27 protein-coding genes and 1 pseudogene are annotated in these 15,840 nt (G+C 51.2%); 2 read left to right on the top strand and 26 right to left on the bottom strand.

Annotated elements, in window-relative coordinates; translation table 11 throughout:
- The 3 genes from LBJ25_06985 to secY all read right to left on the bottom strand — a co-directional run.
- Nucleotides 1-310 (bottom strand): helix-turn-helix domain-containing protein (locus LBJ25_06985; protein MDR1453697.1); only part of this gene is annotated, 310 nt, incomplete at its 3' end.
- 52 nt (nt 311-362) lie between these two features.
- Nucleotides 363-1,016 (bottom strand): adenylate kinase, encoded by a 654-nt coding sequence (locus LBJ25_06980; GenBank protein ID MDR1453696.1) that lies wholly within the window; start codon nt 1,014-1,016, stop codon nt 363-365.
- Complete coding sequence (gene secY / locus LBJ25_06975; protein MDR1453695.1) at nt 1,013-2,299, bottom strand: preprotein translocase subunit SecY; 1,287 nt, start codon at nt 2,297-2,299, stop codon at nt 1,013-1,015. Before secY ends, LBJ25_06980 begins: the two co-directional genes overlap by 4 nt.
- A gap of 230 nt (nt 2,300-2,529) precedes the next feature.
- Here secY and LBJ25_06970 point away from each other — a divergent pair, with 230 nt between their 5' ends.
- Together LBJ25_06970 and LBJ25_06965 are read left to right on the top strand one after the other, a co-directional pair.
- Nucleotides 2,530-2,820, top strand: a complete 291-nt coding sequence (locus LBJ25_06970; protein MDR1453694.1) for a hypothetical protein — start codon at nt 2,530-2,532, stop codon at nt 2,818-2,820.
- Nucleotides 2,807-3,208: a putative toxin-antitoxin system toxin component, PIN family gene (locus tag LBJ25_06965; GenBank protein ID MDR1453693.1), complete on the top strand. Its 402-nt coding sequence runs from the start codon at nt 2,807-2,809 to the stop codon at nt 3,206-3,208. Before LBJ25_06970 ends, LBJ25_06965 begins: the two co-directional genes overlap by 14 nt.
- 13 nt (nt 3,209-3,221) lie before the next feature.
- On the opposite strand, the gene rplO is transcribed toward LBJ25_06965, so the two are convergent.
- From rplO to rpsL, 23 genes and pseudogenes are all read right to left on the bottom strand, one after another.
- Nucleotides 3,222-3,695 (bottom strand): 50S ribosomal protein L15, encoded by a 474-nt coding sequence (gene rplO / locus LBJ25_06960; protein ID MDR1453692.1) that lies wholly within the window; start codon nt 3,693-3,695, stop codon nt 3,222-3,224.
- Between the two features lie 139 nt (nt 3,696-3,834).
- Nucleotides 3,835-4,281, bottom strand: a pseudogene (gene rpsE, locus LBJ25_06955) (30S ribosomal protein S5).
- A 125-nt stretch (nt 4,282-4,406) separates the two neighbouring features.
- Nucleotides 4,407-4,730, bottom strand: coding sequence for a 50S ribosomal protein L18 (gene rplR / locus LBJ25_06950; protein MDR1453691.1), 324 nt, complete (start codon nt 4,728-4,730; stop codon nt 4,407-4,409).
- Nucleotides 4,731-4,742: 12 nt separating this feature from the next.
- Nucleotides 4,743-5,288, bottom strand: a complete 546-nt coding sequence (rplF, locus tag LBJ25_06945; GenBank protein ID MDR1453690.1) for a 50S ribosomal protein L6 — start codon at nt 5,286-5,288, stop codon at nt 4,743-4,745.
- A 13-nt stretch (nt 5,289-5,301) separates the two neighbouring features.
- Nucleotides 5,302-5,706 carry a 30S ribosomal protein S8 gene (gene rpsH / locus LBJ25_06940; protein MDR1453689.1) on the bottom strand — a complete coding sequence of 135 codons (405 nt, stop codon included), beginning with the start codon at nt 5,704-5,706 and terminating at the stop codon, nt 5,302-5,304.
- Nucleotides 5,707-5,715: 9 nt separating this feature from the next.
- The gene (locus LBJ25_06935; GenBank protein ID MDR1453688.1) at nt 5,716-5,901 is read right to left on the bottom strand and encodes a type Z 30S ribosomal protein S14; all 186 of its coding nucleotides are present in this window, start codon (nt 5,899-5,901) and stop codon (nt 5,716-5,718) included.
- A 95-nt stretch (nt 5,902-5,996) separates the two neighbouring features.
- Nucleotides 5,997-6,539 carry a 50S ribosomal protein L5 gene (rplE, locus tag LBJ25_06930; GenBank protein MDR1453687.1) on the bottom strand — a complete coding sequence of 181 codons (543 nt, stop codon included), beginning with the start codon at nt 6,537-6,539 and terminating at the stop codon, nt 5,997-5,999.
- A 43-nt stretch (nt 6,540-6,582) separates the two neighbouring features.
- Entirely contained in the window at nt 6,583-6,897 is a 315-nt protein-coding gene (gene rplX / locus LBJ25_06925; GenBank protein ID MDR1453686.1) for a 50S ribosomal protein L24, read from the bottom strand.
- A gap of 8 nt (nt 6,898-6,905) precedes the next feature.
- Nucleotides 6,906-7,277, bottom strand: coding sequence for a 50S ribosomal protein L14 (rplN, locus tag LBJ25_06920; GenBank protein ID MDR1453685.1), 372 nt, complete (start codon nt 7,275-7,277; stop codon nt 6,906-6,908).
- Nucleotides 7,278-7,297: 20 nt separating this feature from the next.
- Nucleotides 7,298-7,600, bottom strand: a complete 303-nt coding sequence (gene rpsQ / locus LBJ25_06915; protein MDR1453684.1) for a 30S ribosomal protein S17 — start codon at nt 7,598-7,600, stop codon at nt 7,298-7,300.
- Nucleotides 7,600-7,953, bottom strand: coding sequence for a 50S ribosomal protein L29 (gene rpmC / locus LBJ25_06910; protein ID MDR1453683.1), 354 nt, complete (start codon nt 7,951-7,953; stop codon nt 7,600-7,602). The genes rpsQ and rpmC overlap by 1 nt, the downstream gene beginning before the upstream one ends.
- A gap of 14 nt (nt 7,954-7,967) precedes the next feature.
- A complete protein-coding gene (gene rplP / locus LBJ25_06905; protein MDR1453682.1) occupies nt 7,968-8,375 on the bottom strand; it encodes a 50S ribosomal protein L16 in 408 nt (135 codons plus the stop codon).
- Nucleotides 8,362-9,063, bottom strand: a complete 702-nt coding sequence (rpsC, locus tag LBJ25_06900; GenBank protein ID MDR1453681.1) for a 30S ribosomal protein S3 — start codon at nt 9,061-9,063, stop codon at nt 8,362-8,364. The genes rplP and rpsC overlap by 14 nt, the downstream gene beginning before the upstream one ends.
- Nucleotides 9,063-9,377 (bottom strand): 50S ribosomal protein L22, encoded by a 315-nt coding sequence (gene rplV, locus LBJ25_06895; GenBank protein ID MDR1453680.1) that lies wholly within the window; start codon nt 9,375-9,377, stop codon nt 9,063-9,065. The genes rpsC and rplV overlap by 1 nt, the downstream gene beginning before the upstream one ends.
- Before the next feature lie 125 nt (nt 9,378-9,502).
- Nucleotides 9,503-9,790, bottom strand: coding sequence for a 30S ribosomal protein S19 (gene rpsS, locus LBJ25_06890; protein ID MDR1453679.1), 288 nt, complete (start codon nt 9,788-9,790; stop codon nt 9,503-9,505).
- Nucleotides 9,791-9,799: 9 nt separating this feature from the next.
- A complete protein-coding gene (rplB, locus tag LBJ25_06885) occupies nt 9,800-10,630 on the bottom strand; it encodes a 50S ribosomal protein L2 (GenBank protein MDR1453678.1) in 831 nt (276 codons plus the stop codon).
- A gap of 12 nt (nt 10,631-10,642) precedes the next feature.
- Nucleotides 10,643-10,924, bottom strand: a complete 282-nt coding sequence (gene rplW / locus LBJ25_06880) for a 50S ribosomal protein L23 (protein MDR1453677.1) — start codon at nt 10,922-10,924, stop codon at nt 10,643-10,645.
- The gene (gene rplD, locus LBJ25_06875) at nt 10,921-11,541 is read right to left on the bottom strand and encodes a 50S ribosomal protein L4 (GenBank protein MDR1453676.1); all 621 of its coding nucleotides are present in this window, start codon (nt 11,539-11,541) and stop codon (nt 10,921-10,923) included. The genes rplW and rplD overlap by 4 nt, the downstream gene beginning before the upstream one ends.
- A gap of 12 nt (nt 11,542-11,553) precedes the next feature.
- On the bottom strand, nt 11,554-12,210 hold the full coding sequence (rplC, locus tag LBJ25_06870) for a 50S ribosomal protein L3 (GenBank protein MDR1453675.1): 657 nt from the start codon (nt 12,208-12,210) through the stop codon (nt 11,554-11,556).
- 26 nt (nt 12,211-12,236) lie between these two features.
- Nucleotides 12,237-12,572 (bottom strand): 30S ribosomal protein S10, encoded by a 336-nt coding sequence (gene rpsJ / locus LBJ25_06865; protein MDR1453674.1) that lies wholly within the window; start codon nt 12,570-12,572, stop codon nt 12,237-12,239.
- Nucleotides 12,573-12,584: 12 nt separating this feature from the next.
- Entirely contained in the window at nt 12,585-14,681 is a 2,097-nt protein-coding gene (fusA, locus tag LBJ25_06860) for an elongation factor G (protein MDR1453673.1), read from the bottom strand.
- A gap of 36 nt (nt 14,682-14,717) precedes the next feature.
- Nucleotides 14,718-15,188 carry a 30S ribosomal protein S7 gene (rpsG, locus tag LBJ25_06855; protein MDR1453672.1) on the bottom strand — a complete coding sequence of 157 codons (471 nt, stop codon included), beginning with the start codon at nt 15,186-15,188 and terminating at the stop codon, nt 14,718-14,720.
- Between the two features lie 11 nt (nt 15,189-15,199).
- Nucleotides 15,200-15,583: a 30S ribosomal protein S12 gene (rpsL, locus tag LBJ25_06850; protein ID MDR1453671.1), complete on the bottom strand. Its 384-nt coding sequence runs from the start codon at nt 15,581-15,583 to the stop codon at nt 15,200-15,202.
- Between the last annotated feature and the right edge of the window lie 257 nt (nt 15,584-15,840).

Raw genomic sequence — 15,840 nt, 5'->3', positions numbered from 1 at the left:
CCACACCCCCACACCCCCCCCCCCCCCCCCGCGCGGCGGGGCGCGGCGCCCCCCCCCCCCCAGACCGACTAGTATTATTTAACGAAAAATTTTCCTGAAATAAACCGGCAAAATCATTTTCACAGCCCAGGAGCAAGGCAACACGCAAAAGCGCGCTCAGGGAAATTTCCCCGCTCCTTTCAAAACGCTTGATCGAGCCGAAACTGACCAGCGAGCGTTCCGCCAATGTCTGCTGGGACAAATCTCGCTCTTTGCGGCGCTGCTTGACGCGTTCCACCAGAGATTTTTTAATAGATAATATATTATCCATTATTTTTTAACGCTAATTTTCGGCCACGGCAATTTAAAATTTGGTTCCATAATTACTTTTGAGCTAGGTGTTCCAGAACGACAGCCAGGGTTTTTTGCGGGTCATCGTCGGCTTGAATTTCCGTCAACAAATTTTGCTTTTGGTAAAAATCGATCAGCGGCTGTGTCTTTTCCAAAAAAGTGGCAAATCGTTTGCGGATCGTCTCTTCTTTGTCATCCTCGCGCTGGAGCAACGCGCCGCCGCAAACATCGCAGACGCCTTTTTCCCGCGGCGGCAGATTGAGCAGATGATACGGCTTGCCGCATTTCTGGCAGGACACGCGATTGACCAGGCGGCGGATCACTCTGTCTAGTTCCACGCTCAAATAAAAAACCGCAGAGATCGGCCGGCGCAGATCGGCCAGGATTTTTTCCAGCATCTCGGCCTGCGGTATAGTCCGTGGAAAACCGTCGAGCAAAACGCCGTTCTGACAGGCGGCCGAGTTTAGCGTGTCCTTGATCATCTGGCCGATCAAATCGTCCGGCACCAGCGCGCCAGATTTCACATAACCGCCGATCTCCTGACCGAGCGGCGAGCCGGAAGCGATAACTTCCCGCAGCAGGTCACCGGTGGAAATATGCTTGAGTCCCAAACGCGGACACAGGTCGACGGCCAGCGTGCCTTTGCCGGCGCCCGGCGCGCCAAGTATTATTAAATCTTTGGTCATCTGATCAATCCCTCGTATTTGCTATTCACGACCACCATGTCGATCTGACGCATGAGATCAAGGGTCACACCGACCATGATCAGCAGAGCCGTGCCGCCCAGACCAATGAACGTGTCGATCGTGGTGATATTAGCGGTCACGATCGGCAGGATCGTGATCAGCGCCAGGAACGTCGCGCCAGCAAAAGTCAGCCGCGAGATAATGCTGTCCAAATACTGCACGGTCGGCTGGCCGGGACGCACACCCAAAATAAATCCGCCGTATTTTTGAATATTGTCCGCCAGCTCGCGCGGATTGAAAGTGACCGCCGTGTAAAAATAAGTGAAAAAGAAGATCAGCACGGCAAACAACAGCATGTACCATACGCCGTCCGGCCGCAGCACGGCGGCCAGGCCAGCCAGGAATGGCAGCAGCTGCGCCAGCATTGCCGGGAACATCAGCATCGACGAAGCAAAAATCACCGGCAGCACACCGCCTTGATTGATCTTCAGCGGAATATATGTCGCCTGACCGCCGTACATTTTGTTGCCGACAATTTTTTTAGCATACTGCACGGGGATTTTGCGCTGGGCATCCTGCACGATCACAATGCCGATCACGACCAGCACCAGCACCGCCAGCAGAAAAAACAGCCCGATATAATCCGACGGCGCCAGCAAAACTTTCATGGTACGTGAAATATAAGAAGGCATGCGCGAAATTATGCCGGTGAAAATCAGCAGCGACGCGCCATTGCCTATGCCGTTGACGGTGACCAGCTCAGAGATCCACATCAGGAACGCCGTGCCGCCCATCATGGTCAGCGCCGAAGTGAGGACAAACCACCAATAGGAAATATAACCGGTGTTAATGGAAATCAGATTGGTATTCAGGAAACTGACCGCCACGGTCAGGCCTTGAAAAAAGCCCAGACCCAGCGCCAGATAACGCGTGTACTGCGAGATCTGCTTACGGCCGCCCTCGCCTTCCTGCGCCAGCTCTTTGAGCGACGGCATGATGATCGTCAGCAGCTGGATAATGATCGAGGCGTTAATGTAAGGAATGATACCCATCGAAAAGATCGAGAAATTGGTCAAAGCGCCGCCGGAAAACAGATCGACGAAACCCAAAAGCGAAGAATTGCCGGCGCCGCCGGCGGCGGACAGGGCTTTCAACGCGGAAGTGTCGATGCCGGGCAGCGCGATAAAAGCGCCGATACGCGACACCGCGATCATCGCCAGAGTAAAAAACAATCTTTTCCGCAGATCGGGGAGTTTGAAAATATATTTGAGGTTGGCCAGCAAAATTGATTCCTTTTTTCTAAAATATAACCAGCCTATTATAAAGATATTCTGTTTTTTTGTCCAAAAGAAAAAAAACACCCCGTGGGAAGCTCCGCGGGACACTAATATTTATCGTAATCATCTTGAAAAAGTTTCAGTTTTTTGGCAATTCATGTTGTCTGACAAAACATTGACAAATGTCAGACAATAAGGTATGCTAAAAATAAACTGGTATTGAGAGAGGTGTGTAAATGCAATTTTTATCCATCCGGGAATTCAGCCGGTCACCCAACGGCGCGCTGGCCAAATTGACCAAAGAGGGCAAAGCGGTTTTGACCAACAACGGCAAGCCTTCTGCGATTATGCTCAAGACTGACATGGCGGATTTTGAAAAAACTCTGGCAATTTTGGAACAACTGGAATTTATGCAGACCGTCGCCTCGTTGCAGATGGAGTCCATCCGCAACGGCAAATCCAAAATGACACTGGCTGAAATCAACGCGGAGATTCGCGCCGCCCGCAAACAACATGTCCGCCATTAAGGTCGTCCTGGACACCAACGTGCTGGTATCCGCCCTGCTTTCGCAAGGCCCGCCGGCGCAGATAATTAAAATGGTCGGCGCTAAACTATTGCGGCCGTGTTACAGTTCAACAATATTGTCTGAATACTGGACTGTATTATCCAGACCGAAATTTTCTTTCGGCGCAGAAAAAATCAATGCTTTGATCAATGGGCTTACGCAGCGAGGTTTTCTTATCCTGCCAAAAAAAAGCAACATCGCTTTTACCGATGAAAGCGACCGCAAATTTTATGACGCGGCGGTCAGTTCTCAAGCTATATTACTCACCGGAAACCTGCGGCATTTTCCCAAAAAATCCTGGCTAATGGCACCGGCAGAATTCATTAAATTTACAGCTAACCAGAAATAATCCGGCTATTTGATCAAGCCTTAGTTTTTGCCGGAACAGCAGTCAGTATTTCCGCCTGGCCGCCAGCGTTCTGGATTTTTTCTTTGGCCGAGGCGGAAAAAGCATGCGCCTGCACAGTCAGGGCAGTTTTTAATTCGCCGTTGCCCAAAACTTTCAGCAAGCCGGAATTTTTTTTCACCACGCCGGCTTCTATCAAAGTGGCCAGATTGACCACGCCGGATTTTTCACCCAAAGCCAAACTCGCAACATTGACAATGCCGTACGTTAATTTATTGTGCGGGCGAAAACCGCGCAGTTTGGGTGTGCGTTTATACAGAGGCTTTTGTCCGCCTTCGTGGCCGGTGTAGACACCGCCGCCAGCGCGCGAACCCTGGCCTTTATGACCGCGGCCGGCCTGCTGTCCCACGCCCGAAGCATGGCCGCGTCCCAGACGTTTGGTTTTTCTTCTGGCGCCCCGATCCGGGCGCAATTGATTAAGCTTTAACATCGGTTTCTCCCTTGGGCACATTTGTGTCAGCGGCAATATTAATGCTGTAAGTTTTGTCGCCGCTGAAGATCAGGCGTTCGCTGGCATTGTACGTCGATAATTTCACGCCGCGCAGATCTTCGGTGGTTTTTTGATCCAGCAGCTGGCTCAAAGCGTAAATCGTCGCGCGCGCCGCATTGACCGGCGAAGAAGAGCCTTTAGATTTGGCCACCACGTCTTTGATGCCGGCTAATTCCAGCACAGAGCGCACCGCGCCGCCGGCGATCACACCTGTACCTTTGCGCGCCGGTTTGAGAATGACACGCGAAGCCTCGTACTTACCCTCGATCTCATGCGGTATAGTCGTGCCGAAAAACTTAACTAAAACCTGTGATTTTTTGGCAGCTTCGATGGCTTTGCGTATCGCTTTCGGCACTTCGATCGACTTGCTCACGCCAAAACCAACATTGCCTTTTAGATTGCCGACCACCACAGAGGCGCGGAAACGCATATTTTTGCCGCCCTTGACCACTTTGGTCACACGGTCAATGGAAATTACTCTTTCCTGCTGATCTGATTCTTTTGCGTTAAAATCTCTCTCTGACATTCAACACTCCCTTTTAATTAACCAAATTTTAATTATACATTTCATTTTTATTATTTCACACGTCGCGCTTCGCGCTTGTGAGTCGAACTTAACGTCGGCCACAACGTGGCCTTGTTAAGTTCGACTCAAAACTCCAACCCACCGGCGCGCGCGGCGTCGGCCAAAGCCTTGACCCTGCCGTGATACAAATAACGCCGACGGTCAAAGTTTATTTTTTTCAAGCCGGCCGCCAGCGCTTTTTGGGCGATTTCCGCGCCGACTTTTTTAGCGGTCTCAATATTGTTTTTGTCCTCTTTGCCGGACACCGCGTAAGCCAGCGTCACGGATCTCACATCGTCAATGACCTGCGCTGTAATACGGCGGAGCGATTTATGCACTGCCAGACGCGGCCGCTCGGCCGTGCCTTTGACCTTTCTTGCTCTCTCCGTTATTTTGTTTATTCTTGCCATTTTTTCTCCCAGTTATTTCGCGGCTTTGCCAGCCTTGCGCTGTATCGTTTCGTCGACATAGCGAATACCTTTGCCCTTGTACGGCTCCGGCCCGCGTATCGCGCGAATATTGGCGGCCACCTGGCCGACCAGCTGTTTGTCCGCGCCCTCGATAGTCAAAACATTGTTGTCCACTTTAAAAGCAATGCCCGGCACTTCTTTGAATTCCACATCGTGCGAGTAACCCATTTGAATATTTAAGCCCTTGCCTTTGGCCTGCATACGATAACCCACGCCTTCCCAGGTTAAAGCTCTGACAAAACCCCTGGTCACACCGAGCACCATATTGTTAAGCAGAACACGGTAAGTGCCGTGCAGCGCGGAAGTTTGTTTTTCCGTATCGGTCATGGTTAAAGCCAGCGTGTTTTCTTTTTTCTCAATTTTAATGTCCTTGCGGAAACCGCCGCTCAGCGTTCCTTTCGGGCCTTTGACCGAAATTTTGTAAAGCAGGCCGACGTCTTGAATATTGACGTCCACGCCCTGCGGAATAGCTATCGGCATTTTGCCTACGCGCCCCATACTGCTCCTCCTCCTACCACATCCGGCAAACCGCTTCGCCGCCGGTTTTTTTCAGACGGGCTTCTTTGCCGGACAACACGCCTTTGGGCGTGGTCAAAATTATCGCCCCGTAACCGTTGCGCACGCGCGGGATTTTGTTTTTGGACAAATACAGGCGGCGGCCTGGTTTGCTGAGGCGTTCGATGTGATTTAAAACTTTCTCGCCCGCCGGGCCGTATTTCAAAGTCACTTTCAAATAATAATGCGCCGTGCCTTCTTTTTGATAAGACTCCACCTCGCTGATAAAACCCTCGCGTTTCATCACATTGAGCACGGCCTGCCGCAGTTTAGAAAACGGCAGCTCGACTTGCTTGAACCCGACGGCTGAACCGTTGCGGACTATAGTGATCATGTCTCCCAAAGAATCAGTTGTGCTCATACTTTCTCCTTACCAGCTCGTTTTACGCACGCCAGGGATTTTACCCTGCGCCGCGTACTCCCGAAAGCAAACGCGGCAAATACTAAAAAAACGAATGAACCCGCGCGGCCGCCCGCAGATCTGGCAACGGTTATGCTGCCGCACCGCAAACTTCGGTTTCCTTTTCGCTTTTTCTTTCATCGACGTTTTAGCCATTAAACTCTCCTTCTCTCGGTCATTTCGACCCACTTCGACCAGGCTCCTTTGCGCGCCGCTCAATGACCGTCTGGACACCGAGCGGAGTCGAGGTGTTATTTTCTAAACGGCATCCCTAATTTTTCCAAAAGGAAATATGCCTCTTTATTCGTCCTGGCTGTCGTGCAAATCGTAATATCCATGCCGGTTAGTTTTTGCACCTGCTCAAATCTGATCTCGGGAAAAACGATCTGCTCTTGAATGCCCAGCGAATAATTGCCCCGGCCGTCAAAAGAACTTTTGGGTACACCGCGAAAATCGCGCACTTTCGGCAGCGCCAGATTTAAGAGCTTGGACAAAAAGTCATACATTTTATTTTTGCGCAGCGTCACTTTGCAGCCGATCGCCAAATTTTCTCTCAATTTAAAATTGGAGATCGCCTTTTTGGATTTGCTGACCACCGCTTTTTGGCCGGTGATCTGCTGCAGCTCGTCCACAAAAATATCGACATTTTTCACATTTTCGGTGGCGATCTTGCCCAAGCCGCGGTTGACCACGACTTTGGTGATCTTCGGCACCATCATGGGATTGGCGTAGTTGAATTCTTTCATCATCGCCGGCACAATCTCTTTTTTATATAACTCTTTAAGGTCTAACATTTTTTCTCCCACTATTTCCCATTATTTTTCCATTATTTTTCCATTATTTATCAATGACCGCGGCGCATTTTTTGCAGTAACGCACTTTTTTGTCCTTGACCATTTTAAAACCCACACGCACCGCGGCTTTGCAGGCCGGACAGACCAGCCGCACACAGGCTGCCGGTATCGGCAGCAATTTGTCAATTATGCCGCCAGCGTGTCCCTGCGCCGGCTTGGTGTGTCTTTTCACGCGGCGCACGTTATCCACCAGCAATTTGCCGTCCTCTGGAAAAACTTCCAGCACTTTGTCCTGCTTGCCCTTGTCCTTGCCGGACAACACCTTGACCAGATCGCCTTTTTTTATCTTGCTCGCCATGTTTTCTCCTACAGCACTTCTGAGGCGCGTGAAATAATTTTCGCGTAGCCTTTGTCTTTAAGCTCACGGGCCACCGGTCCAAAAATACGCGTGCCTCTCGGCTCTTTGGTTTTGGGATCGATGATCACGCAGGCATTGTCATCAAAGCGCAGATATGTGCCGTCGGGACGGCGTAGCGGTTTCTTCGTGCGCACGATCACCGCTTTGTGTACTTCGGCTTTTTTAACGCTCATGCCGACCGAGGCTTTTTTCACAACCACCGTCACGACCGCGCCGACCGACACTTCTTTTTGGTAAGAATTGCCCGGTATGTGCATGATCAGCGCTTCGCGCGCGCCGCTGTTATCCGCTACCACCATTCTTGATTCACGCTGCAACATTATTTTTCCTGCTCCTTAATTTAAATCTTGTCAATATTTTCCAAACTATTTTCCACTTTGGTTTCCAGAGACTTAGCGCTCTTTTTCACGATCTCCGTCAGCCGCCAGGTTTTGGTCTTACTCAAACGGCGTGTTTCCATGATCAGCACTTCATCGCCCGGCCGCGCGGCGTTTTTTTCATCGTGAACGTGAAATTTCTTGCTCACGGTGATAATTTTGCCGAACTGCGGATGGGCTTTTTGCCTGTCCACCTGCACAACAATGGTCTTATCCATCTTATTGCTGACCACGATACCCTGACGGGTTTTCTTTACTCCGCGCATTATTTACGTTTCTCCTTTTTTGCCGGTTTTTTTGTTTCTTTTTTTTCGGCTTTCTTGGTTTCTTTTATTTCTTTTTTCGGCTCTTTTTCTTTCGGTTTTTTTTCCAGCTTTTCCGCTTTATCATCTTTTTTGCTGTCTCTGTCCTTCTTTTCTATTTTTTCCGCCGGCGGCAGTGACGCGGCAAAAGTCAGCAGGCGCGCCACGGTTTTTTTCAGTTTTTTAAATTCCGAAATGTCTTTCTGCTCACCGCGCAGCAATTTTTGTTTTTTCTCAAAATACTCTTTTTTCAGCTCCACGACTTCTTTTTCCACCGCGGCTCTATCCATTTTTTTTATTTCTTCCCAGGTCAGCATTTATTTCTCCTCAATTACTCGGCCGTCACAAATCTTACATGACAGGGCAGTTTATGTCCGGCGGACAGTAACGCTTTCTGCGCCGCCGCTCCAGCTAAGCCGCTCACCTCAAACAACACTCTGCCGGCACGCACTTTGGCCACCCACAGCGACGGCGCGCCTTTGCCTTTGCCCATGCGCGAATCAGCCGGACGCTGCGTGACCACGTGATCAGGGAACACGCGGATCCAGATCTTGCCGCCCTTGAGCACATGATGCGTGATCGCTTTGCGCGCCGCCTCGATCTGCCGGCTGGTCAAAGCGCAGTTATCCAAAGACATCAAGCCGTATTCGCCAAAAGACACTTTCGTGCCGCGCGAAGCCACGCCACGATTTTTACCGCGCTGCTGTTTGCGGTATTTCGTGCGCTTAGGCATTAACATTTTCTTTTTCCTCCTCTATCTCCACAGCCGAGGGTTTCAGATCCAGTTTCACGTCTTTTTTATCCAAAATATCGCCCTTGTACACCCAGACTTTCACGCCGATCTTGCCATAAGTAGTCTGCGCTTCGGTCACGGCGTAGTCTACATCCGCGCGAAAAGTGTGTAGCGGCACGCGGCCTTCTCTGTACCATTCGGTACGGGCAATTTCCGCGCCACCCAGACGGCCGGAGACCATAACTTTGATGCCCTGCGCTCCGGATTTTAGCGCTTTGGTGATGATCTGTTTCATCGCGCGGCGAAAAGCGATGCGGCGCTCCAACTGCGACGCCACATTTTCAGCCAGCAAAATCGCGCAGGTGTTCACACCGGGCGATTCGTTGATATTAAGCTGCACATTTTTGCCGGTCAATTTTTGCAGCTGCTGCTTAAAAGCTTCCGCGTCCGCGCCGCCTTTGCCGATAATCATACCCGGCCGCGCCGCAAAAATATCCACGGTAATCTGATTGACCTTGCGCTTGATCAACACACGCGAAACACTGGCTTTGCTCAGCTTGACCAGCACAAAATCCTCGATCTTCTGGTCTTCCAAAAAAAAGCCGGAAAATTCTTTCTTGGGCGCATACCAAACGCGATCCCATTCTTTATTGATGCCCAGCCTTAACGACCGCGGATCCGATTTATGGCCCATTATCTGCTCCCTTCCTGCACGGCGATCCTGATATGCGACGTGTATTTCTTGATCCGCTGGGCGCGGCCTTTGCCGCCGGCCCGCCAGCGTTTCAATAGCGCTCCGCTATTAGCTACCGCCTGCGCGATCACCAATTTATCTTTCGCCAATTTATTGTTATGCTCCGCATTGGCGATCGCCGACTTTAAAACTTTTTCAATATAACGCGCGGCGGAATGTGGCAAAAATTGCAACGTCGTCAAACCAGCAGCGACATTTCGGCCGCGGATCAATTTCAAAATCCGGTCTACCTTGCGCGGCGAAATACGCACCATTTTAGCCTCCGCTTTAACCAAACCAGCTTTTTCAAGCGGCGTGTCCGCCGCTGGCTTTTTTTCCAGCGTCGCTGTTTCAGACGAAGTCTTTTTCGCCGCTTCTTTTTTTGCTTTTTTCTCAGCCATTACCGTGCGGCTCCTTCTTCTTTTTTCTGAGTGCCGCCGTGCGCTCTAAAAGTGCGCGTGTGCGCGAACTCGCCCAGCTTGTGCCCGACCATATTTTCTGTGACGTAAATCGGGATATGCTTATTGCCATTGTGCACCGCGATCGTATGTCCGACAAAATCCGGAAAAATCGCCGAGCGGCGCGACCAGGTTTTGACCAGTTTTTTTTCACCGGCTTCGTTCAGCTTCTGCACTTTTTTCAGCAGATGCGCGTCGCAAAACGGCCCTTTTTTTGACGATCTAGACATTTCCTCTCCTTATTTCTTTTTCCGGCGAATGATCAATTTCGTTGAAAGTTTTTTCAGCTTGCGGGTCTTTTTGCCCAGCGCCGGCTTGCCCCAGGGGGTCATCGGCCCGGGATGGCCAACCGGAGCGCGGCCTTCGCCGCCGCCGTGCGGATGATCTACCGGATTCATCACCGAACCACGGACTTCCGGACGCAGGCCTTTCCAGCGTGCGCGGCCGGCCTTGCCCAGCTTGATATTGAAATGATCCTCGTTGGAGACTACGCCGACAGTCGCGCGACATTCCTGCCGCACCAGACGCAGCTCCGAAGACGGCAGACGTAGCACCGCGTAATCGCCCTCTTTGGCCATCAGCTGGATCGAAACACCAGCCGAACGCGCCAGCTGCGCGCCCTTGCCCGCGGTCAGCTCCACATTGTGCACGATAGTGCCGACCGGTATTGCCCCTAGCGGTAAAGCATTGCCCGGGTGAATATCCGCGCCCTGACCGGACAGGACAGCGTCGTGCACTTTCAAGCCGCGTGGCGCCAAAATATATCTTTTTTCGCCATCGGCATAACTCAAAAGCGCGATATGCGCGGTGCGGTTGGGATCGTATTCTATAGAAACAACTTTGGCGGGAATATTGTCTTTTTCGCGCTTGAAATCGATCCGGCGGAAAAAATTCTTATGACCGCCGCCTTTGTGCCGACAGGTGATCTTGCCCTGATTGTTGCGGCCAGAAGTTTTTTTTGCGACAACCAGCAGGCTTTTCTCCGGCCGGTCAGTCGTGAGCTCCGCAAAATCATACAGAATCGTATTCCGGCTGGCATTGCAAATTGGTTTTATTCTTCTAACACCCATCTTACTCTCCCGCTAACCTAACAACGCGTCAATTTTTTGGCCGGCCTTGAGGCGCACTACCGCTTTTTTCCAGTCCGACTCCTGCCCGGCAATGCGGCCGTAATGGCGTTTTTTGCCGGAAATAATCTGCGTGTTTACTTTAGCCACTTTGACGCCGTAAATTTTTTCCACCGCGCTACGCACAGCGACTTTGGTCGCGCCACGGTCTACGATAAATGTATAAACGTTTTTGCCCAGCTCGACATTGCTTTTTTCCGTCACGACCGGCTTGACCAGTGTTTCGTAAATACTCATCCTAATATTTCCTCCAGCTTGCGCACGGCCGCTTCAGTTACAAAAAACTTGTCGTGCTTCAGCAAAGTATACACCGAAATGTTTTTGACATTTTCAGTTTTGACCGTCGGAATATTCCGGCCAGCTCTGGCCGTGTTTTCCGTCAGCACTTCATCAACAAACAGAGCCTTGGTCTCTATTTTAAAATTCCGCAAAACCGCGCTCAGCTCTTTGGTCTTGGGCTGCGCGATGTCCAGATTTTTCAAAACGATCATGTTATCTTTTTTGTCCGTCAGCGCCGAACGCAACGCCGCTTTTTTCATGTTCTTGTTCAAGAAAAAAGCATAATCGCGCGGCTTGGGGCCCATAGACACACCGCCGCCTGGAATCAACGGAGAACGGCTGGAGCCGCGTCTGGCATTGCCTGTGCCTTTTTGCGCCATCGGCTTTCGGCCACCGCCGCGCACTTCGGATTTGGTCAAGGTACTGTGCGTGCCGGCGCGCGCCACCGCCAGATAACTCAACACGGCCTGATGCAGTAAACCCTTGTTTACTTTCGCGCCGAAAATTTTTTCATTCAGCGTTAATGACCCAACAGCCTTGCCGGCCAGATCAAAAACTTTTACCTCTGACGCCATTTTTTAAACCTCTTATTTTTTGGCAGCTATTTTCTCAGCGTCGTATTCGGCATGATGGTTGCTTACAACAACCAACCCGTTTTTCGGGCCCGGTATAGCGCCGCTGACAAGAATAACGTTTTTGTCACTCAAGACCTCTACGACCTTGAGGCCGCGGATTGTAACACGGGCATTGCCCATTTGTCCAGGCATTTTAGCGCCGCAGGGAATACGTCCGCCGCGATCCATAAAACGCTGCGAGCCGGTGATGCGGTTATTTTTCGAACCATGACTGCGCGGGCCGATCGTAAAACCATGCCGCTTGATCGCGCCCTGAAAGCCCTTGCCGATGCTCGTGCCGGTCACCGAAATTTTTTCGCCAGCCGCGAAAATATCGCAATTTAAAACGCTGCCCGCCGGAATATCCAGCGTGTCCGGCACGCGCACTTCTCGCACGTATTTTTTGGCTTTGTCCAGGCCTATTTTTTTGGCCACGCCCAGCTTCGCTTTGTCGGCCTTTTTTGCCTCAAGAAAACCCAGCTTCAAGGCCGAATAGTTATCTTTTTCAGTTTTTTTCTTGGCCTGCAAAACCACGCACGGGCCGCATTCCACCGCAGTGATCGCCTGCGCCCGACCGTCGTCAGTGAAAACTTGCGTCATACCGATCTTTCTGCCCAATAAACTTTTCATGTCCGATCCTCTCTTCCAATCCTCTTTTAGCTCTTGATCTCAATGTCCACGCCAGCCGGCAGATCCAGCTTGGTCAGCGCGTCGATAGTGGTGGCCGGCGGATCAATAATATCGATCAGCCGTTTGTGCACGCGCAAATCGAAATGCTCGCCGGAATTCTTATTCACGTGCGGAGATTTCAAAACCGTCCAGCGCTTAATGTCTGTCGGCAGCGGTATCGGCCCCAGCACTTTGGCGCCGGAGCGCTGCGCGGTATGCACGATCCGGCCGGAAGATTGATCCAGCAAAGCGTGATCAAAAGACCGTAGCTTGATCCGCACCGTATGGTTGGATGTTGTTTTAGTTTTTGCTTTGACTGCCACAGTATACCTCTCTTAATTTCCTTTATATTTGCTGATAATTGTCTCGGTGACATTTTTCGGCGCTTCTTCGTAATCGGAAAACTCCATCGTGTAAGTGCCACGGCCCTGGGTCTTGCTGCGCAGGTCTGTGGAATAGCCGAACATTTCCGCCAGCGGAACTTTGGCTTTGATGATCTGTGTGCCACGAATAGACTCCATGCCCTCGATACGGCCACGGCGGCTGCTCAAATCACCGATCACATCGCCGGAATTAATTTCCGGAACTTCCACTTCAACTTTCATGACCGGCTCCAGCAAAACCGGATTACATTTCGGCACGCCTTCTTTGATAGCCAGATTCGCCGCCAGCTGGAAAGCGATATCCGAAGAGTCCACATCGTGATAAGAACCGTCGAATAAAGAGACTTTCACATCGACCAGCGGGAAACCAGCCAGCACACCGGAAGCCAGAGCGTTCTTCGCGCCTTTGTCCACCGGGGTGATAAACTCGCGCGGCACAACACCGCCGACAATTTCATTGACAAATTCGTAGCCCTTGCCTTTTTCATTGGGTTCAATGCGCAGCCAGACATGTCCGTACTGGCCGTGGCCGCCGGATTGTTTGATATGCTTGCCTTCCTGTTCGACTGATTTGCGGATAGTTTCGCGGTAAGCCACCTGCGGCTTGCCAACATTGGCCTCGACTTTGAATTCACGCACCAGGCGGTCAACGATGATCTCCAGATGCAGCTCGCCCATACCAGAAATAATCGTCTGCTGGGTCTGTTCATCGGTACGCACTTTGAAAGTCGGATCCTCCTCGGCCAGTTTTTTGAGCGCCTCACCCATTTTTTCCTGATCCGCTTTGGTTTTCGGCTCGATCGCCACGTCAATAACCGTTTCCGGAAAAGTCATCGCCTCAAGCACGATATTATTGCCTTCCGCGGCGATAGTATTGCCAGTCGTCGTGTCTTTCAAACCGATCACGCCGCAAATATCTCCCGCGTGCACTTCGTCGATCTCCTCGCGTTTATTGGAGTGCATCAGCACCAGACGGCCGACGCGCTCTTTTGAGCCTTTGGTCGTATTCACCACATAAGAGCCGGACTGCAAAGTGCCGGAATAAATGCGCACATAAGTCAAGCGTCCGACAAAAGGATCGGTCGCCACCTTGAAAGCCAGACCGACAAATTTTTCACTGTCGCCGACTTTGACCGTTATTTCCTCGCCGCTGTCCGCATCCGTGCCAAAAACCGGCTTTTCCAGCGGAGTGGGCAGATAATCGCAGACCGCGTCCAGCAGCGGCTGGATCGAAGTGTTTTTGAAAGCCGAACCGCAGGTCATCAGGACAAAATCCGTTTTGATCACTCCAGCGCGCAAACCCTTTTTGATCTCCGCAGGAGTCAGGCTGGACGGATCGGCCATGTATTTTTCCAGCAAGGCCTCGTCCTGCTCAGCGGCAGCCTCGATCAGTTTTTCGCGGTAGGCTGGAATTTTATCTTTTAATTCTTCTGGTATTTCGTCGGAGTATTCCAGCTCCGTGCCTTTTTCACCTTTATTGTAGATCGCCCGCATATTGACCAGATCGAAAACACCCCGGAGATTATCCTCCGCGCCGATCGGCAGCTGGATCGGCACCGGACGGCCGTTTAGTTTATCCACGATCTGCTCTTCCACGCGGTAAAAATTGGCGCCGACGCGATCCATTTTATTGACGAAAACAATGCGCGGCACTTTGTATCTGGTAGCCTGACGCCAGACCGTCTCCGACTGCGGCTGCACCGCGCCCACCGCGCAGAAAACCGCGACCACGCCGTCCAGCACGCGCAAAGAGCGCTCTACTTCCACGGTGAAATCCACGTGGCCGGGGGTGTCGATCAAATTGACGCGGTATTTAGTGTCGTCTTTGTTCCAAAAACAGGTGGTCGCCGCGGAAGTGATCGTGATGCCGCGCTCCTGCTCCTGCACCATCCAGTCCATGATCGCCGCGCCATCATGCACTTCGCCGATCTTGTGTGACACGCCGGTGTAAAACAAAATGCGCTCGGAAAGCGTGGTTTTGCCCGCGTCAATATGCGCGGCAATACCGATATTTCTCGTGTCTTTTAATTCTACCTGTCTAGCGCCCAATTTCCTGCTCCTTTTATCTCAAAGACCAACCGTTGCTTAATATCTAAAATGCGCAAAAGCCTTATTAGCCTCAGCCATTTTGTGCGTGTCGTCCTTTTTCTTGATCGCCGCGCCCGTGTTGTTGAACGCGTCCAGCATTTCCGCGGCGGCGCGTTCGATCATATTTTTGCCTTTGCGCGCGCGCGCGGCCGTGATAAACCAGCGGATCGCCAGCGACTGCGCCCGCTCCGGACGGACTTCCACCGGCACTTGATAATTGGCGCCACCGACGCGGCGGGATTTTACTTCCATGACCGGCTTGATGTTATTGACCGCTTCATTAAAGACTTCGATACCGGATTTTTTGGTTTTCTCGCCCAGCAAATCGATCATACCGTACACAATATGTTCCGCTTTGGAACGCAGGCCTTTCAGCATGATTTTGTTGATCGTTTCAGACACCAGATAATTATTGTAAACAGGGTCGGGATTTTTGCTTCTCTTGACCGCTCGGTTTCTTCTCGACATCTATCCTCTCCTTATTTCTTTTCGGGCTTTGGCCGTTTCGCGCCGTATTTGGAACGCCCTTGCCGGCGTTTTTCCACGCCGAGCGTGTCCAGCGCACCGCGCAAAATATGGTAACGCACACCGGGCAGGTCTTTTACGCGCCCGCCGCGGATCATCACGATCGAGTGTTCCTGCAGATTGTGCCCCTCGCCCGGGATATAGGCGGTGACTTCTTCTTTATTAGACAGCACCACACGCGCGACTTTGCGCAACGCGGAATTTGGTTTTTTGGGAGTGGTTGTGTAAACCTTCATGCAGACGCCGCGCTTCTGCGCACAGGACGCCATAGCGGGAGATTTGGTTTTAAAAACTTTTTTTCTCCGGCCTTTTTTGATCAATTGATTTATCGTTGCCATTTAAAGTTTCTCCTTAACATCGCTCAGGCACATAATCTCCTTTTCCGCAGCTTAACGGCAAAAGGGCGGCTATTATAAAGCAGGAGACAGAAAATTGTCAACGCGGCGGTGCGGCGGAATTTAAACGATCCGCCTGTAAAATTAAAAATACAAGAAGCCTCTGCAAATTAAATTGTGCAGACATCTTGTAAGTTGTAAAATAAGTGAATTATATTTGGTACTTAATATGTTATTTATGAACAAACTAAAAAGATATA

The sequence above is a fragment of the Candidatus Margulisiibacteriota bacterium genome (assembly GCA_031268855.1).
Lineage (GTDB): Bacteria > Margulisbacteria > Termititenacia > Termititenacales > Termititenacaceae > Termititenax.
Note: the sequence above shows the minus strand (reverse complement) of the source record. Positions and strands in the feature narration are given on the sequence as shown.

Bases quoted from the DNA above. Each gene is read 5' to 3' on its own strand.
- LBJ25_06980 (MDR1453696.1), bottom strand. From the start codon at position 1,016: ATGACCAAAGATTTAATAATACTTGGCGCGCCGGGCGCCGGCAAAGGC.
- LBJ25_06970 (MDR1453694.1), top strand. From the start codon at position 2,530: ATGCAATTTTTATCCATCCGGGAATTCAGCCGGTCACCCAACGGCGCG.
- LBJ25_06965 (MDR1453693.1), top strand. From the start codon at position 2,807: ATGTCCGCCATTAAGGTCGTCCTGGACACCAACGTGCTGGTATCCGCC.
- rplO (MDR1453692.1), bottom strand. From the start codon at position 3,695: ATGTTAAAGCTTAATCAATTGCGCCCGGATCGGGGCGCCAGAAGAAAA.
- rplR (MDR1453691.1), bottom strand. From the start codon at position 4,730: ATGGCAAGAATAAACAAAATAACGGAGAGAGCAAGAAAGGTCAAAGGC.
- rplF (MDR1453690.1), bottom strand. From the start codon at position 5,288: ATGGGGCGCGTAGGCAAAATGCCGATAGCTATTCCGCAGGGCGTGGAC.
- rpsH (MDR1453689.1), bottom strand. From the start codon at position 5,706: ATGAGCACAACTGATTCTTTGGGAGACATGATCACTATAGTCCGCAAC.
- LBJ25_06935 (MDR1453688.1), bottom strand. From the start codon at position 5,901: ATGGCTAAAACGTCGATGAAAGAAAAAGCGAAAAGGAAACCGAAGTTT.
- rplE (MDR1453687.1), bottom strand. From the start codon at position 6,539: ATGTTAGACCTTAAAGAGTTATATAAAAAAGAGATTGTGCCGGCGATG.
- rplX (MDR1453686.1), bottom strand. From the start codon at position 6,897: ATGGCGAGCAAGATAAAAAAAGGCGATCTGGTCAAGGTGTTGTCCGGC.
- rplN (MDR1453685.1), bottom strand. From the start codon at position 7,277: ATGTTGCAGCGTGAATCAAGAATGGTGGTAGCGGATAACAGCGGCGCG.
- rpsQ (MDR1453684.1), bottom strand. From the start codon at position 7,600: ATGCGCGGAGTAAAGAAAACCCGTCAGGGTATCGTGGTCAGCAATAAG.
- rpmC (MDR1453683.1), bottom strand. From the start codon at position 7,953: ATGCTGACCTGGGAAGAAATAAAAAAAATGGATAGAGCCGCGGTGGAA.
- rplP (MDR1453682.1), bottom strand. From the start codon at position 8,375: ATGTTAATGCCTAAGCGCACGAAATACCGCAAACAGCAGCGCGGTAAA.
- rpsC (MDR1453681.1), bottom strand. From the start codon at position 9,063: ATGGGCCATAAATCGGATCCGCGGTCGTTAAGGCTGGGCATCAATAAA.
- rplV (MDR1453680.1), bottom strand. From the start codon at position 9,377: ATGGTGCGTATTTCGCCGCGCAAGGTAGACCGGATTTTGAAATTGATC.
- rpsS (MDR1453679.1), bottom strand. From the start codon at position 9,790: ATGTCTAGATCGTCAAAAAAAGGGCCGTTTTGCGACGCGCATCTGCTG.
- rplB (MDR1453678.1), bottom strand. From the start codon at position 10,630: ATGGGTGTTAGAAGAATAAAACCAATTTGCAATGCCAGCCGGAATACG.
- rplW (MDR1453677.1), bottom strand. From the start codon at position 10,924: ATGAGTATTTACGAAACACTGGTCAAGCCGGTCGTGACGGAAAAAAGC.
- rplD (MDR1453676.1), bottom strand. From the start codon at position 11,541: ATGGCGTCAGAGGTAAAAGTTTTTGATCTGGCCGGCAAGGCTGTTGGG.
- rplC (MDR1453675.1), bottom strand. From the start codon at position 12,210: ATGAAAAGTTTATTGGGCAGAAAGATCGGTATGACGCAAGTTTTCACT.
- rpsG (MDR1453672.1), bottom strand. From the start codon at position 15,188: ATGTCGAGAAGAAACCGAGCGGTCAAGAGAAGCAAAAATCCCGACCCT.
- rpsL (MDR1453671.1), bottom strand. From the start codon at position 15,583: ATGGCAACGATAAATCAATTGATCAAAAAAGGCCGGAGAAAAAAAGTT.